The sequence below is a fragment of the Micromonospora sp. NPDC047527 genome (assembly GCF_040643015.1).
GTDB lineage: Bacteria > Actinomycetota > Actinomycetes > Mycobacteriales > Micromonosporaceae > Micromonospora.
Genome location: NZ_JBEYTK010000004.1, coordinates 348,575 through 364,501, shown reverse-complemented (window position 1 = coordinate 364,501; position 15,927 = coordinate 348,575). Strand labels below are relative to the sequence as shown.

The following is a 15,927-nucleotide window of genomic DNA, read 5'->3' as shown; positions in this document are numbered from 1 at the left end:
CCCGAGGATGGCCGGATGGATCTGCCCGAGGGGCTTGACTGGGTACGCGGATCATCAGCCGGCCGCGTCTGGCTGGCCACACTCCCGACCTGGCTGGCGGAGTGCGCCGAGCGGTGGTCACTACGGCTCGGACAACCCTTCGAGTACGCGTACGCCTCCCTCGCGGTCCCCGCCGACCTGCCGGACGGCACGGCGGCCGTGCTGAAGCTCCAGTACCCGGACGAGGAGAGCCGCCACGAGGCCGACGCACTGGGTCACTGGGACGGCGACGGCGCGATCCGGCTGCTCGCCCACGACCCGGAACGTCGCGCCCTGCTGGTGGAGCGCTGCCGACCCGGCACCGCCCTGCACGAGCTGCCCATGGATCGGGCGTTGGACGTGACAGTCGACCTCCTGCCTCGATTGTGGCGACCGGCCGGGGAGCCGTTCACCACGCTGGCCGAGGAGGCCGCCGGCTGGATCGACCGGATGCCGGGCAACTGGGAACGGACCGGCCGGCCGTACCAGCGACGGCTGCTCGACGCCGCCCTCGACCTGCTCGGCGGGCTGGTGTCGAGCCAGGGCGAGCAGGTGCTGGTCAACCAGGACCTGCACGCCGGCAACGTACTCGCCGCCGACCGCGAACCCTGGCTGGTGATCGACCCGAAGCCGCTCACCGGCGAGCGGGAGTTCTCGGTGGTGCCGATGGTGCGTGGCCGGGAGTTGGGTCACTCACCGACGGCCGTCCAGCACCGGCTCGACCGGCTCAGCGGCGAGCTGGGGCTGGACCGGGAGCGGGTCCGGGCCTGGACGATCGGCCACACGCTGGCGTGGAGCATCGCCGACGACGCCGTCTTTCCACACCAGATCGAGGTGGTCCACTGGCTGCTCGACGGCACCGGGCGCCCGCAGCACCGCTCGCCGGACGGACCCCGGGCATGATCGCCGCGCGACCCCGGGCATGATCGTGCTCGATCCAGGATTTAGTGGTCTGCCGCGCTCTGGGAGGCCACTACATCCTTGTTCAAGCACGATCAAGCGCGCGGCACGCCGGGGTTCAGCCGGGCTGGCAGGTACGGCACCAGTAGAGGTTGCGACCGGCCAGCTCACCGCGGCTGACCTCGGTGCCGCAGATGTGGCAGGGCGCGCCGGGGCGGCGGTAGACGTACACCTCGCCACCGTGCCGGTCCACCCGGGCCGGCCGGCCCATCGCCTCCGGCAGGTGCGCGTCGCGCACGGTGTCGATCCGGCCGTGCTCGACCGCGAGCCGCATCAGCGCGACCAGGTCGCCCCAGAGCGCGTTCCAGCCGGCGCGGGTCAGTTGCCGGCCCGGCATCGTCGGCGGCAACCCGGCCCGGAACAGCGCCTCGGTCACGAAGATCAACCCAGTGCCGGCCACCACCGACTGGTCCAGCAGCAACGCGGCCAGCGGCGTCGGGCTGCGGGAGATCCGGGCGTACGCCCGCTCGGGGTCGGCATCGGCCCGCAGCGGATCTGGCCCGAGACGGCCTCGCAGCGCGGCGACCTCGGGCGGGGTGAACAGTTCGCAGGCGGTGGGCCCGCGCAGATCCAGCCAGCGCCGGTCGCTGGCCAGTCGCAGCCGCAGCTGGCCGACGGGCTCGGGTGGCTTCCCCGACCCGTCGGTGAACTTCCCGTACAGCCCGAGGTGCACGTGCAGGATCAACTCGCCGGCGTAGTGGTGCAGCAGGTGCTTGCCGTACGCCTCGGTGCCCTCCAGCACGCTGCCGGAGAGCCGGGCGGCGCCCTCAGCGAAGCGGCCCTGCGGGCTGGAAGCGTGCAGCTTGTCCCCGGCGAACAGCTCGGCGTGCCGGGCCGCCAGGCGATGAATCGTGTGTCCCTCTGGCACGAGGGCCAAGGATAGCCAGCCCGCTCGGAGCGGACGCCCGAGCCGCGTCAGCCCCGGCGCTGCACGCCGGTCACGAACGCGGCGCTGTCAGCCCCAGGCGCTGGCCCGCACGCCGGTCACAGACGCCGTGCCATCACCCCCAGGCGCTGGCCCGCACGCCGGTCACGGACGCGGCGTCGTCACCCCCGGACGCCGGCCACGCACGCCGGTCACGAACGCGGCCCAGGCGGCCGGGGCGAAGGCCAGCGCCGGACCGGTCGGGGCCTTGCTGTCCCGTACGCCGACGACGCCGGAAAGGTTGTCGGCCACCTCGACGCAGTTGCCACCGCTCCCGCCGCTGCGGGTGCTCTTGCGCCAGACGGCACCGGCAAGGTCAGTCATGATGCTCCTCGATGATCGAAGTGATCATTTTCTCTGATTCTGCCTCACTCGACGCGAGCGCTTCCAGATCAGACCAGACATGTTCGTAGGCGGCCACCTCCGCGGGCTTGTCCAGGTAGAGCGCCCCGGTGATGTTCTCGACGTAGACGGTGGTCGGCTCGCACGACGCCCTCCCGAACGCCTGAGGGAAGCCCAGCAGGACGAAGGTGCCCGTCTCGCTGGCCAGTGGTGGACCGGCGGCGAGCGGGAGCACCCGCAGGCACACGTTCGGCAGGGCTGCCACGTCGAGCAGGTGCCGCAACTGCCCCGCCATCGCCCGGCGGTCGGGGATCGTGCGCCGGAGCACGGCTTCGCTCAGGACGACCCGCAGGGCGGGTGCGGGGGGCAGCCGACGAACGAGGATGCCCTGCCGTTGCAGCCGGACCTCCACCAACTTCTCCCGGGCCTCACCGCTCATCGTCGGATTCTTCCGGCGGAACAGTTCGGTGGCGTACTCACGGGTTTGCAGAAGTCCAGGAATTAGCTCCGCGTCGTATTGACGCAGCGTGGTGGCGGACGATTCCAGGCCGACGTACAGCGAGAACCACGACGGGACGACATCGCCGTACGAATGCCACCATCCTGTGGCGCGAGTTTCCTTCGCGAGCCCGGCGACGATTTCCTTCATATCTTCCGGTACGCGATAGAGAGAGCACATGGCACGGGCGTCCACCACGCGCACCGGGACCAACCCCTTCTCGATGCGCCACACCTTCTGCCGCGAGCAGTCCAGCGCTTCGGCGGCGGCTTCCAGTGTCACCGAGGCATCCTCGCGAAGCTGCGTGAGCAGCCGCCCGAGCTGCCGCCGAGGGACCGTTGACCCGCTTGTTTCATCCGTCATGCAACATCGCCGTGCCCTTCCTGCAACACCGCATGTTTCGCCCCGCAACCATTTGTCTTCCATTCATCGTGCGTCAATACGGGCTGAGATTAGAACGGCTTGGCGCGTTGCACAAGGTGGCCAGCGTGGAACACGCTGTCACGCGTCGGAGCCTCCCGGGCAGTGGCACCGGAAATAGCGTCGGCAATAGTCCACTGTCGCAGCTGTCCGCGTTAGCGCGGTTGGCCGGGCGACGCCATTCTCCGGAAGGACGACGCGTTGCGGGTGTCGTACAACGAATATCTCTTGGTCACCGCGCTGACCCTCGCGCGTCGGCATCGACCCGTCTGGAGTTGGGCGCGCTGGCGCAGGGTGTGCCGCTGCGGCGCGGAGTTGCCCTGCCGAGCCCGCCACCGCATCCCGATCAGCCGTGGGCACTGGCCGACGTGACCGAGCTGAAGCCCGGCGACCTGCTGCTGATCGGCGAGGGGTGCTCAGTCCAGTTCGCCGGCGACCGGGCGCTACGCCTGCGGTTGGTGAGCGTGGACTCTCGCCCGACGTACCCGGGCTGGGTCTGGTTGACCGGCTACGTGCTCGACGGCAAGGGCCTGGCCGTCGACCGCCGAGAGGTGTACGTGCGGCGGGCCGGAGTGCGGGTGGTCCCCGCCGGGCCGTGATCGACACGGTTTCACAGAACCCGGGCTGTCCCTGCGACCGGGAAACGCCGACTTCCAGGAAACCGAGTCGATCAAGGCCAGCCAGGCCGAGCAGGAGCTGGCCTGGGCCGAGGAAGGCCAGCACAGGCCGGGGAAGAGCCGGACGTACCCGGTATTGGTGTCAGGAAACGCCCAGCGGGGTATTTCACGGCGGTACCGCGTGGGTGCCACCCGTTCCGTCGGCCACCACGCATTAACCAGGAGGTGTGTAGTGGTCAGGATTCCTTCGCTGTCCCGCCGGTCCGAGCCGGCGCAGGACGAGAACCTCGACGGCCGCGTTGACGGCCGCGACACCCCGGCGGTCAACGACCGGGGGAACACGGTGATGACCGGAGGCCGGTCGAATGACGGCGGCGCCGACCGCCCGGTGGTCGCGGACCGGGACGCCGACCAGTCGACGTACCGCAGCGCCGCAGCGCCCACCGAGCAGGAGGGCGAGGCCGAGCGGCGGGCCGCCAAGCGGGCCGCGGTGGCCCGAGCCGCCACCGCCCGCCCGGCAGAGACCGAGCCGCGGCCGGGCACCGATCCGACCACGGCGCGCACCACCGACGGGGACACCGACCTCACCAGCACGACCCGGCGACCCGACACGACGGACCGGGCCGTGACGGACCGGAGCGTGACGGAGCGTCCCGTCGACTCGACCCCCGACCGCACCGAGGCCGAGCCGGCGGTGACGCGCGGCCCCAAGCCTCGGGCCAGCCTGCTCGCCACCCTCGGTCTGATCGTCGCCGTCGCCGGTGCGCTGTTCGTGCTGACCGGCACCCTGGCCGGGTACGGCATCGGGCTCGGCGCGTTCGGCGCGGTGCTCTCGGTGCTCGGCCTGATGGCCACCCGCCGCCGGCACGTCGCCGGCAAGACCGACGCGCTCTTCGGCGTGCTGATCGGGCTCTCCGCCGTGGTGATCGGCGTGCTGGCGATGACCGGTCAGTTCGTCTGGCCGACCACCGACGGCGACTGGGTGCAGCGCTTCCGCGAGTGGCTTGACTCACAGTTTGTCGACCGTTTCTAGCGGGCACTGTTCGGCTCGCCGGCGGTGCGCCGGTGAAAGACCCGGCGGTTCGCCGGCAGCCCGAACATCCGGTGGTTCACCGGCCGGGCGACACTCTTTCAGGGGCGGCGGTTCGCCGCCCCTGAAGTGTGTCCGGGGTCCGGCAGGGTTCGGGCCGGGCGCACGCCTTTGGGGCAGGACGGCCCCCACCAACTCCCCTTTGCTCTGCTTCACCCCACGCAACACCGCGCGTCCGGATAGCGGACGGCGGGTGGTGCGTCAGTTGAAGCAGAGCAAAGGCCGCGCAAAGCCCCCCGCGACCAGCGCCCGACACGCCAATCAGGTGGCCCGAAACACAAACCGGGCTCACCAACCCCCGTGACGCAACGAATCGCAGCCGCAGACCGCTCAAACGCAACGAATGTTCGGTCTGCGCAACTCTCAGTGGTGGATCCTGCCGCTGACGCCGCATAACGTTGAGCAACGGCGCCAGCCCGTGGGCCACGGTGGCCGGGCGCGCCCGACCCCTGGGAGCAGGACAATGACGATGGACGCCACCAGCCAGCACCTGTTGATGTGCCGGCCGACGTACTTCGCCGTCGACTACGCGATCAACCCCTGGATGGACCCGAGCGCTCCGGTCGACGCCGCGCTGGCCGTCCGGCAGTGGGAGCAGCTGCGCCAGATTTACCGCGACCTGGGCCACACCGTCGAGGAGATCACTCCGGTGCCCGGGCTGCCCGACATGGTCTTCGCCGCCAACGGTGGCATCGTGATCGACGGCAAGGCGATGGCCGTGCAGTTCCGCGACCCGCAGCGCGCCGACGAGGCGCCCGCCTACCGGGCCTGGTTCGAGGCCGCCGGCTTCGAGATGCACGACCCGAAGCACGTCAACGAGGGCGAGGGTGACGTCCTGCTGGCCGGCGAGCACCTGCTGGCCGGCACCGGCTTCCGCACCGCCCACGCCGCGCACGCCCAGTTGCAGGAGGTCTTCGGCTACCCGGTCGTCACCATGCAGCTGGTCGACCCGCGCTTCTACCACCTGGACACCGCGCTGACCGTGCTCGACGAGCGGACCGTGGCGTACCTGCCCGAGGCGTTCTCCCCCGGCAGCCAGGCCGTGCTGCGCCGGCTCTTCCCCGACGCGGTGCACGCCGCCATGGCGGACGCCGAGGTGCTGGGGCTCAACGCGGTCAGCGACGGGCGGCACGTGGTGCTGCCCGCGCAGGCCACCGACCTGGCCGCCAAGCTGCGCGACCGGGGCTACGAAACCATCGGTGTCGACCTGTCCGAGCTGCGTAAGGCCGGCGGCGGACCGAAGTGCTGCACGCTGCGACTCCGTCAGGGAAAGGCAAGCAAGTGATCGTGGATGACATCCTGCGGACGCCCGGGGCGGTCCGGGACGCCGAGCGCTGGACAGCGCACAACTACCACCCGCTGCCGGTGGTGATCTCCTCAGCGGAGGGTGCCTGGCTCACCGATGTGGACGGCCGCCGCTACCTGGACTGCCTGGCCGGCTACTCGGCGCTCAACTTCGGCCACCGTCACCCTCGGCTGATCGCCGCCGCGCACGAGCAGCTGGACCGGCTGACGCTGACCAGCCGCGCGTTCATCCACGACCAGTTCGCCGACTTCTGCCGCGAGCTGGCCGAGCTGTGCGGAAAGGACCTCGTGCTGCCAATGAACACCGGCGCCGAGGCGGTGGAGACCGGGATCAAGGTCGCTCGCAAGTGGGGCTACCAGGTCAAGGGCGTGCCCGCCGGGCAGGCCAACATCGTGGTCGCCGAGGGCAACTTCCACGGCCGGACCACCACCATCGTGAGCTTCTCCACCGACGAGGACGCCCGCGCCGACTTCGGGCCGTACACCCCGGGCTTCACCGTCGTGCCCTACGGCGACCTGGCCGCGCTGACCGCCGCGATCGACGAGAACACCGTGGCGGTGCTGCTGGAGCCGATCCAGGGCGAGCAGGGCGTGGTGGTGCCGCCCGAGGGCTACCTGCCGGGCGTACGCCAGGTCTGCACCGAGCGCAACGTGCTCTTCATCGCCGACGAGATCCAGTCGGGCCTGGGGCGTACCGGCGCGACCTTCGCCTGCGACCACGAGGGCGTCGTGCCCGACATGTACCTGCTGGGCAAGGCGCTCGGCGGCGGCATCGTGCCGGTCTCCGCCGTGGCCGCGAACGCCGACGTGCTCGGCGTCCTCAAGCCCGGCCAGCACGGCTCCACCTTCGGCGGCAACCCCCTCGCCTGCGCGGTGGCGATCGAGGTCGTCCGGCTGCTCGCCACCGGCGAGTTCCAGCGCCGCTCGGCCGAGCTGGGCGAGCGCCTGCGCGCCGGCCTGAAAGGGCTGGTCGGCAAGGGCCTGGTCGCGGTCCGCGTGCGCGGCCTGTGGGCCGGTCTGGACATCGACCCGGCGCTGATGAGCGGCCGGGAGGCGTGCGAGCGGCTCGCCGTGCGCGGTGTGCTCGCCAAGGACACCCACGGCTCCACCATCCGGCTCGCCCCGCCGCTGGTGATCACCGAGGAGGAGATCGACCTCGCGGTGGCACAGCTCGCCGCCGTGCTGGCCGGCTGAGTCGGAACGCGACAGGAGGCGGGCGTCGGGGTTCCGGCGCCCGCCTCTGCGCGTCAGGGGCGGGGCGTCAGGGGCGGGGCAGGCGCATCGCCATGGTGGGCGCCTCGGCCATCACCGACGTCGGCGTAAACGGGGCACCGGTGGGCAACTCCTCGGCCCGACCGATCTGCACCCCCGGGTAGAGCTCCACCATGTCGGCCTCACCCAGCACCCTCGACTGCTGCGGGGCCAGGGGGATCCGGTCCGACTCGGCCATCGAGCCGGACGGCCGGATGCCGGAGCCGTTGGTGCTGATGTCGGTGACGATGACCTCGCCGACCCGCAGCTCGAAATGGACGTGACCACGGCTGATCCACCGCCGGGCCTCGTCGTTGAGCCACTGCCCGAGCATGATCCCGCCGTCCTGCTCCGGGGCACGACCGGCCACCACCGGCTGCTCCTCGGTGAGCACGAACCGCCGCCGGACCAGGCCGCCGACGCGCACGGCGAGCACCTCGCTGCGCGGCCGTGGGCCGCCGTCACCGAGGCGTACGCCGTGCCGGGGGCAGGTGGGCACACCGTTGCGCAGCGCGGGCGGTGGCTGCGCCGCCGGGCTGCGGTCCGCCCCTCCGGTCAGGTCGGCGAACGCGCCGCCACCACCGCCACCGCCGAACAGCGCGCAACCCGACTCCGGGCACCGCCACTGCCGGGCCAGCAGCTTCACGCCGGTCGGCGAGCGCTTGCCGGCAACGGGTGTGTGCCCGCCGCCGACGTGCGCGATGAACACCGGCCCACCAGCGCCGGGCACCGGGGCCACCACCCGACCGGGCTGCTCGACCAGCCAGGGGAACCGGCCGCGCAGGCCGTCGAAGCGGACCCGGCTGAGCACGGGCAGCCCGAGCAGGTCGGCGACCTCCAGCATCCGGTCACCGGGGTTGTCGAGCACCTCGACGAGGCCGTCGTCGGCCCAGCGGCGGACAACCATCCGCTCGTTGGAGGTGAGGTCCGCGTCGGAGAGCAGGGCGCGGTGCACCACCGCGTACACCTGGACGCTGTCCTCCTCCAACTCGCGGGAGAGCGCGTCGATGACCATGCCGAGGCGCAGCAGGCTGGCCGGACGGCCGCCGTCGATGTCCTGGTAGCGGATCACCTCGGCCAGGTCGAGCACGGCCCGGGCCAGCGACGGGTCCGTGCAGACCCGACCCTCGATGGCGTCGAGCACCTTGCTGATCTCGAACCTCACGAGGCGCTCCGAATGATCGCGTCCATGCGCCGACCCTACCGGTGCCGGCCGACGGCATCGACCAGCGGTAGCGGGTGTCGATCGGCCCGACACACGAGGTGGGGCGGTGCCACCCGGCACCGCCCCACCTTGTCGACTGCCAGCCCGGACACTCAGCCGCGCAGCGGCCGACCCACCTCGTGCAGGTGACCGAGCGCCTGCCGGTACGACTCGACCAGCCCGGTCTCGGCGTACGAGACGCCCTGCTCGGCGCAGTACGCCCGAACGATCGGCTGCGCCCGGCGCAGGTTGGACCGGGGCATGTTCGGGAACAGGTGGTGCTCGATCTGGTAGTTGAGCCCACCCAACGCGGTGTCCACCAACCGGCTGCCCCGCACGTTGCGGGAGGTCAGCACCTGCTTGCGCAGGAAGTCCAACTCCTCCTCGGCGGTCGGCATCGGCATGCCCTTGTGGTTCGGCGCGAACGCGCAGCCCATGTAGAGGCCCCACAGCCCCTGGTGCACGGCGGCGAAGAGCAGCGCCTTGCCCGGCGACATGACCGCCAGCAGCAACGCCACGTAGCCGGCGGTGTGCGCGACGAGCAGCCCCGCCTCGACCGCGCGGTGCCGCATCGGCGTGGTGTACCGGCCGTCCGAGCCCCGGCCGACGATCGCCCGGATGCTCGCCACGTGCAGGTTCAGCCCCTCCAGGAAGAGCATCGGGAAGAAGAAGTACGCCTGCCGCTGAGCCATCCAACGGCCGAACCCACGGGTCTCCAGCGCCTGCTCGGGCGTCCACACCAGGGCGCCCGCGCCGACGTCCGGGTCCTCGTCCTCGTGGTTCGGGTTGGCGTGGTGCCGGTTGTGCTTGTCGACCCACCAGCCGTAGCTGATCCCCACCGTCATGTTGCCGGCGACCAGCCCCACCAGCTCGCTGGGGCCACGCCGACGGAACATCTGGCGGTGCCCGGCGTCATGACCGAGGAACGCGACCTGGGTCGTGGCCACCGCCATCACCGCCGCGAGCGGCAGCTGCCACCAGGAGTCGCCGACCAGGAACACGGCGACCCAGCCGGCCACGAAGGCACCGAGGGTGAGCACGATCCGGGCGACGTACGAGGAAGGGCGCCGCTCCAGCAGGCCGGCCTGGCTGATCCGTCGGGACAACTGTGCGTAATCACTGCCTCGCCGTCGTACCGGCGGTTCTGCCACCGCTCCGAGCGCCATCGCTGCTCCCCGTTTCCGATCACACCCGTACCGGGGTGGCCCGGGCTCACCTTGAGTCTCCGGCAAATAGTTGCGCTGAGTAACCCTGGCAACCCCCGAGTGGGGGGTAGGGCGAGCCCTACCCCCCACTCCGGCTCGCGCTCAGCCCAGCCGGGCCACCGCGGCGCGCAGCCGGGCCAGGTCGCGACGACGCCGCTCGTAGCTGGCGGCGAGCCCGATCAGCGCCAACCCGCCGGCGCCCAGATAGATCCACCGGGGCAGCAGGTCCCAGCCACGGGCCAGTTCGTGCAGCGCCAGGACCGCCAGCACCACGCCGCCGAGCAGCACCGGGGCCTGCCAGCGGCGGTTGGCTCCGGCCAGCACCGCGCCGAGGGCCACCGCACCGAGCAGCAACCGCCGCCACGGCTGCGGGTCCGACCCGACCACTACCGACACCAGGCTCGGCAGCAGCGCCGCGACCAGCCCCGGGCCGAGCGCCGGCCAACTCGTCAACCCGGGCCGGGTGCGCAACGCCAGCAGGCCCGCGCCGAGGGCGAGCGCCGCCGCCGGCACGGTGTACGCCTCCAGCACGGTCACCCCGCCGGCTGCCAGCAGCACCCACGCCCCGAGCAGCACGCTGCCGGCCGCGACGACGGCGAACAGCCACCGCCGGCCGGCCGACTCGCCCCGGCGCAGCAGCCGCAACGCGACGGCCACACCCCAGAGCACACAGATGGTCGCGAAGTGCCGCGCCGTCTCGACGGCCAGCAGCGCCGCCACCACCGCCACCGCCTGCGCGGCGGCGTCCAACACGGGACTGACCAGGGCACGCGGTGCCGACGGTGGGACAGCGGAAGCCACGGCCACCCCTCCGGGCCGCGGCCGTGCGGTGACCGCAGCGACGGCGAGGACCACTGCGGCCACCGCCAGCAACGGGTACGCCGCCGCCCGCAACGGCAGCCCGCCAGCCAGCGGAGCGGTCACCGCCAGCGCGCACGCCGCCCCGACCGCCGCGAGGCAACCGACGACGCGTACCTCGACCATCCGCGCCCCGACGGCGACGACCACCGCCGCCACGAGAAGCACCCCCTCCGCGGCGAGCGTGCCCGCCCGGTTGGCCAGGAGCCCCACCACCCCGGCCGCGACCAGCACCACCCCCACGGGTACGGCGATCCACGCGAGCGCCGGCCGGGGCGTGGCCAGGGCGGCGAACACCAGCGCGGCCACCCCGGAGAGCAGCATCGCGGCCGGCAGCACCGGCCAGGGCGCGCCCACCGCGACGAGCAGCACCGGCAGCGCGGCTGCGGCGAACGGCAGCGCGGGCAGCCACGTCGGGCGCACCCGTCGACCGACCAGTACGGCGACCATCGTCACCGCGACCAGCGCCAGCCCGGCGGGGAACCGCTCCGGCTCGGCGACGACGGCCGGCACACCGGACCAGCCCCTCCCCCACCTGTCGTACGGCGCGACGAGTGCGGTCACCACCGCCGGCAGCGCGGCCAACACGGCGACCCCCGCCAGCACCACACCCGCCGCCGACAGCACCCCCGAAGGGCCGGCCGCCGACTGCCCCCCGATCGCCGACGGCCCCCCGACCACCGGCCCCGCACCCGACGTCACACCGGCTGCGGCCTGCTCCCCCGAGCCGACCGGGCCCGCACCGGACGTCGACAGGTCCCACCTGGCGACGAGCGCGACGCCCAACGCCGCCAGCGCGGCGTACAGCGTCACGGGCTCGTCCCCCGCCACGACCAGCGGCGCGAGCCCGGACGCGCCCACCGCGATCACGGCGCCGGTCACCGCGTACCCGGTCAGGCTCGTCCGGTGACGACGCACCGCGAGCACCCCGACCAGCGCCACCCCGGCGGCGACCAGCGCGGCGCGGGCCTGCCACCAGGTCGGCGCGCCCGCCGCGAACAACGCCACCACGGCGATGCCGGGCAGCGCGAGCTGCGCGACCAGCAGACCGGCACCCGCCACCCACTGGTACGCACCGACGGCCCGCCGCACCACCAGTGCCACACCGAGCACCGCGATGGCGCCGAGCACCACCAGGAACCCGGCCGGGGCGGCCAGGGCCACCAGCAGCGCGTGCGCGAACAGGACAGCGCCGCCGAGGGCCCAACTGAGCAGGGTGGCCGGGCGGGTGGCCGGGCGGGCCAGCACGGCGAGCAGCAGCACGACCCCGCCCGCCAGGTCCACGGCCACCACCGCCTGCCACGACGCCGTCCAACCGACGGGCACGGCGAGCAGCACCGCGACCGCGCCAGCCGACGCGAGCGGCACCCACACCCCCCGGGGCAGCAGCAGCGCCGCCGCGCCGAACGTCAACGCCACGGCCGGGGCGACCTGCCAGCCCCAGGCCAGGTCCAGCCCCAGCCCGGCCCCGTCCCACGGCGGCAGCGACCGGCCGGCGGCGACGAACGCCAGCGCGACGGTGATCAGCAGCGCCGCCTGCGCCGTAACCGCCGAGACCAGTAGCGACCCGATGCGCGGGCCGGTCCGCCAGCCGGCCGGCAGCAGCCGCACCGCACCGGCCAACCCGAGCGCCACCGCCGCCGCCGCGACCAGCAGCAGCGACGACCGCAGCTCGCCCACCGGACGCAACAGCGCGGCGGCGAGCACCGGCACCAGCAGCCCCGCGGCCACGGCCCGCAGCGCCAGGCCACCGATCAGCTGGGCCGCTCCGAGCGCGGCAAGCGCGACCAGCAGCATCGGCACCCCGGCCAGCAACGACGAGCCGGCCGCCCGCCCGACCAGCAGCGGCACCAGGGCAAAACCGGTGGCACAGACCAGCGCGGCGACGTGACCGATCCCGGCGACGACCTGGCCGACGAGCCGGGCCGACCCCGCCCCGCCGCGCAGCTTGAGCAGCACCGCCAGGTTCAGCGACGCCACCCCGAGCAGGACAAACGTCCAGCCGGCCGCATCGGGACCGGCCCCGGCGGCGAGCAGCGGCAGCACCGGTTGGACGGCCAGCAGGGCCGCGAACCAGGGCCCGGTCAACCCGCTCCACCGGCCGTACCCCACGGCAACCGCCGCGCTGGCCCCCCCGACCAGCGCGGCGTACCGGCTCCCCGGCCAACCGGCCACCCCACCCAGGTTCACCGACCAGGCCGCGTACCCGTCGAGCAGCACGAGCAGCAACCCCACCGCGGCGAACGTCTCCGCCGTGCCACGCAACCCTCGACGGACCGCCACCAGCGGGACGGCCAGGGTGAGCGCGGTGACCGCCGCGAGGATCAGCGCCCGGCCGCCGACCCCCACCGACGCCCAGGCCACCGCCGTGAAGACCACCGCCGCGGTGCCGAGCAGAAGTCCGCCCAGGACGAACAGCAGACCCTGGACCGTCCGGGTCGAGGTCTCGGCCGCACCCGGGGTCGAACCCATCGTGACCACCGGCGCCGGCGCGAAGGGCCGCCCCGGCGCGGGCGCGACCTGCGGCCCTGGCGCGACCTGCGGCGCTTGAGCGACCTGCGGCGCTTGAGCGACCTGCGGCGCTTGAGCGACCTGCGGCCCCGACGCGACCAACCGCGCCGCGCGAACGACCGCCGCCAGCTCGGCCCGCCGCCGCGAGGCGGCCGTCAGCTGTCCGGCCAACTCGGTGTACGTCCGGCGAGCCCGCTCCACCTCCGGCTCCAGCCGGGCGACCTCCCGCCCCAGTCGGACCACCTCGGCCGCGACCGGGTCGGGTGGGCGGCGGCAGCCGGTGCAACCGGCCTTCAGATCAGCCGAGGCACCGCAGGCGGGGCAGGGGTAGCGGGTATCGTCCACGCGGCCATCATCCAGGCAAGATCGAAGGCTGCCCAGAGTGCGCGTACCTAGGGTCTTGTGTGATCGTGCACCCAGGTGGCGTACCCGGGGTCGCCGCTCTCCACCCTGGACACCAGGATCTCCGGCACCTCGTACGGATGGCTGGCCCGGATCTGGTCCACCAGCGCGGTGAGCCGATCCGGTGCGGTCTTGAACTGCACGGACCACTCGGTGCTGGTGTCCACCCCGGAACGCCACCAGTAGGTGCTGTCCACCTGACCACCGACCTGGGCGCAGGCGGCGAGCCGCCCGGCGACGGCCGCGGCCGCCAGCACGTCGGCGACCGAACGCGCATCCACCACCGTCGTCACCACGCAGATCTGGTCCACGACCGAACCCTACGCGGGACCGTCCCGATTGGCCGCGATCCAGGTGTCAATCTGCGCCCACCAGTCATAGAGCCAGTCGATGCGCTGCTGACGGCCGGTCGGCACCTCCTCCGGGGGCACCGACCAGAACCGCATCACGATCCGCTTGTCCATGGGCAGTTCCCGCCACACATCGGCGACGGTGAGCATCCGGTCCAGGCCGGTGTGGGCGACGAAGATGACCCCGGCGTCCGGGGCGGCGTCCAGCGCGGCGAGCATCCCGCCGGGCTGCGGGGCGAGCACGTGGCGCATCCGTTCGGCCCGCAGCGCCATCCGCTCCAGGCCGAGGGAGCGCAGCCGGGCGATGGCGCGCAGCCGCCGCTTGGGAGTGAAATTCCCACCCTCCGGGAAGATCACGAAGGCGTCGTTGTCGTCCAGGCCGGCGGCCAGGTGCCCGACCATGCGGACGGTCTCCTCGCCGCGCTCCGGCGTGGGGGCGATGAACCGGTTGGGCAGGCGGTTGAGCAGCACGTCGATCGCCGGGTCCCACTGGAGGCTGTCCTTGAGCACGATCCGCGGTTCCCGGTCGAACCAGTTGAACAGCCCGTGGATCAGGATGAACGAGTCGCCCGGCCCGGCGTGCCGGCACAGCACCAGCTCGGGCCGGCCGGGCAGCGCGGTGTCCGGATCCGTGCCGACCACGTCGATGCTGAGCCGCAGCGCCCAGCGGGCCTGCCAGAACAGCACCCGCAGGAACCAGCCGGCCAGCACGTAGTGTGCGCGCTGGAAGGCCGGCGAGCGGGTGCGCCAGCCGAACCCGGAGGCGACCCACATGATGAAGAGCGCGAGCAGCGCGGCAGCGTCCCAGACCAGGTAGACGCAGCCGATCCAGAGCAGGCGCAGCGGGCGCAGCCGACCCTTGACCAGCGGAGACGCGGCCGCGGCGAGCAGCGCCCAGACCGGCAGCGTGGTCACCACGGCTATCGCCAGCAGCACCACGGCGGGGGCGATCAACAACCGGCGCAGCCACCTCGGGGGCAGCGGCATCACCGCTCCACGTTGGCGGCGAGGTACCGGCGGGACGCGGTGTACGCGCGGCTGATCCGCCGTCCCACCGCCGCCATGTCCCGGTACGCCCACGGTGTGTCGTCACGGGGATTCAGCCCACCGGTCGGCAGGACGTGCACCTCGACCCCCTCGGGCAGCGCGGCCATCTCCCGGAAGAAGCGGTGCCGGCGGGAAATCTCGAACGCGACCTGCGCGATCTCCCACGGCCGCCGGGGCGGCGTCAACTCCCGCTCGATCCGACCCACCTGCAGGACGAAGATCTGGGTCGCGCCGACGGCCACCGCCTCGCCGATGGGGATGGAGTTGACGATGCCACCATCCACATAGTGCGCCCCGTCGATCTCAGTGGGTGGGAGCAGGCCCGGCACCGAGGCCGACGCCAGCACGGCCCGCACCACCGGGCCGCTGGTGAACCAGTGCTCGGCGGCCCGCTCGATGTGCGCGGCGCAGCAGCGGAACGGCACCCGTAGGTCGGCGAAGGTGGTGTCCACTCCCAACTCGGACTCCAGCAGCCGGCGCAGTGGCCGGGGCGAGTGCAGGTGGGTACGGGCGGCGAAGCGGCGCAGTTGCCGGGCGACCGAGTCGCCGTACACCTCGCTGGCCTCCGGTGACGCCCAGAGCCGGACCAGCCGGTCGGTCACCGCCTCGGTCGGGTCGGCGGCGACCAGCGCGCCGTTCACCGCGCCGATCGAGGTGCCGAGCACGATGTCGGGTTGGATGCCGGCGCGGAACAGGGCGCGCAGCATGCCCACCTCGACCGCGCCGAGCACTCCGCCGCCGCCGAGTACGAACGCCACCGGTCCCCCCGCCATGCCTCTCATCCTGGCACGGGCCCGCCGCCGGCCGGTGGGCCACCGTCGCAGGAAGGATCGGCGCACAGCGGGCACCACGCGCCGACGACTCGTGTGGTCGCCGTTGACAGGCAGGACACATTCGCGCAACCTGATACCGCTCCCACCCCA

Annotated in this window: 14 protein-coding genes; 5 read left to right on the top strand and 9 right to left on the bottom strand. The window is 72.9% G+C overall.

Features of this window, described 5'->3' with window-relative positions; all coding sequences use genetic code 11:
• Positions 1-15 precede the first annotated feature (15 nt).
• The gene (locus ABZ808_RS18420) at positions 16-921 is read left to right on the top strand and encodes an aminoglycoside phosphotransferase family protein (protein WP_357007607.1); all 906 of its coding nucleotides are present in this window, start codon (positions 16-18) and stop codon (positions 919-921) included.
• A 115-nt stretch (positions 922-1,036) separates the two neighbouring features.
• Here ABZ808_RS18420 and ABZ808_RS18415 read toward each other — a convergent pair whose 3' ends face one another.
• From ABZ808_RS18415 to ABZ808_RS18405, 3 genes are all read right to left on the bottom strand, one after another.
• Positions 1,037-1,846, bottom strand: a complete 810-nt coding sequence (locus tag ABZ808_RS18415; protein ID WP_357007605.1) for a DNA-formamidopyrimidine glycosylase family protein — start codon at positions 1,844-1,846, stop codon at positions 1,037-1,039.
• Positions 1,847-2,008: 162 nt separating this feature from the next.
• Positions 2,009-2,227: a DUF397 domain-containing protein gene (locus tag ABZ808_RS18410; RefSeq protein ID WP_357007603.1), complete on the bottom strand. Its 219-nt coding sequence runs from the start codon at positions 2,225-2,227 to the stop codon at positions 2,009-2,011.
• Positions 2,220-3,107 (bottom strand): helix-turn-helix transcriptional regulator, encoded by an 888-nt coding sequence (locus tag ABZ808_RS18405; RefSeq protein WP_357007601.1) that lies wholly within the window; start codon positions 3,105-3,107, stop codon positions 2,220-2,222. Before ABZ808_RS18405 ends, ABZ808_RS18410 begins: the two co-directional genes overlap by 8 nt.
• 425 nt (positions 3,108-3,532) lie before the next feature.
• On the opposite strand from ABZ808_RS18405, the gene ABZ808_RS18400 reads away from it, so the two are divergent.
• The 4 genes from ABZ808_RS18400 (at position 3,533) to rocD (ending at position 7,370) form a co-directional block, all read left to right on the top strand.
• Positions 3,533-3,763: a hypothetical protein gene (locus ABZ808_RS18400; RefSeq protein ID WP_357007598.1), complete on the top strand. Its 231-nt coding sequence runs from the start codon at positions 3,533-3,535 to the stop codon at positions 3,761-3,763.
• A gap of 250 nt (positions 3,764-4,013) precedes the next feature.
• Positions 4,014-4,814, top strand: a complete 801-nt coding sequence (locus tag ABZ808_RS18395) for a DMT family transporter (RefSeq protein WP_357007596.1) — start codon at positions 4,014-4,016, stop codon at positions 4,812-4,814.
• 526 nt (positions 4,815-5,340) lie between these two features.
• Entirely contained in the window at positions 5,341-6,156 is an 816-nt protein-coding gene (gene ddaH, locus ABZ808_RS18390; protein ID WP_357008213.1) for a dimethylargininase, read from the top strand.
• Positions 6,156-7,370 (top strand): ornithine--oxo-acid transaminase, encoded by a 1,215-nt coding sequence (gene rocD, locus ABZ808_RS18385; RefSeq protein WP_357008210.1) that lies wholly within the window; start codon positions 6,156-6,158, stop codon positions 7,368-7,370. Before ddaH ends, rocD begins: the two co-directional genes overlap by 1 nt.
• A 67-nt stretch (positions 7,371-7,437) precedes the next feature.
• On the opposite strand, the gene ABZ808_RS18380 is transcribed toward rocD, so the two are convergent.
• The 6 genes from ABZ808_RS18380 to ABZ808_RS18355 all read right to left on the bottom strand — a co-directional run bounded on the left by ABZ808_RS18380 (position 7,438) and on the right by ABZ808_RS18355 (position 15,777).
• A complete protein-coding gene (locus ABZ808_RS18380) occupies positions 7,438-8,592 on the bottom strand; it encodes an FHA domain-containing protein (protein WP_357007594.1) in 1,155 nt (384 codons plus the stop codon).
• A gap of 152 nt (positions 8,593-8,744) precedes the next feature.
• Positions 8,745-9,797 (bottom strand): acyl-CoA desaturase, encoded by a 1,053-nt coding sequence (locus ABZ808_RS18375; protein ID WP_357007591.1) that lies wholly within the window; start codon positions 9,795-9,797, stop codon positions 8,745-8,747.
• A 141-nt stretch (positions 9,798-9,938) separates the two neighbouring features.
• Complete coding sequence (locus tag ABZ808_RS18370; protein WP_357007588.1) at positions 9,939-13,550, bottom strand: hypothetical protein; 3,612 nt, start codon at positions 13,548-13,550, stop codon at positions 9,939-9,941.
• A 47-nt stretch (positions 13,551-13,597) separates the two neighbouring features.
• A complete protein-coding gene (cutA, locus tag ABZ808_RS18365; protein ID WP_357007586.1) occupies positions 13,598-13,918 on the bottom strand; it encodes a divalent-cation tolerance protein CutA in 321 nt (106 codons plus the stop codon).
• Positions 13,919-13,927: 9 nt separating this feature from the next.
• The gene (locus ABZ808_RS18360) at positions 13,928-14,944 is read right to left on the bottom strand and encodes a 1-acyl-sn-glycerol-3-phosphate acyltransferase (protein WP_357007584.1); all 1,017 of its coding nucleotides are present in this window, start codon (positions 14,942-14,944) and stop codon (positions 13,928-13,930) included.
• A complete protein-coding gene (locus ABZ808_RS18355) occupies positions 14,944-15,777 on the bottom strand; it encodes a patatin-like phospholipase family protein (RefSeq protein ID WP_357007581.1) in 834 nt (277 codons plus the stop codon). The genes ABZ808_RS18360 and ABZ808_RS18355 overlap by 1 nt, the downstream gene beginning before the upstream one ends.
• Between the last annotated feature and the right edge of the window lie 150 nt (positions 15,778-15,927).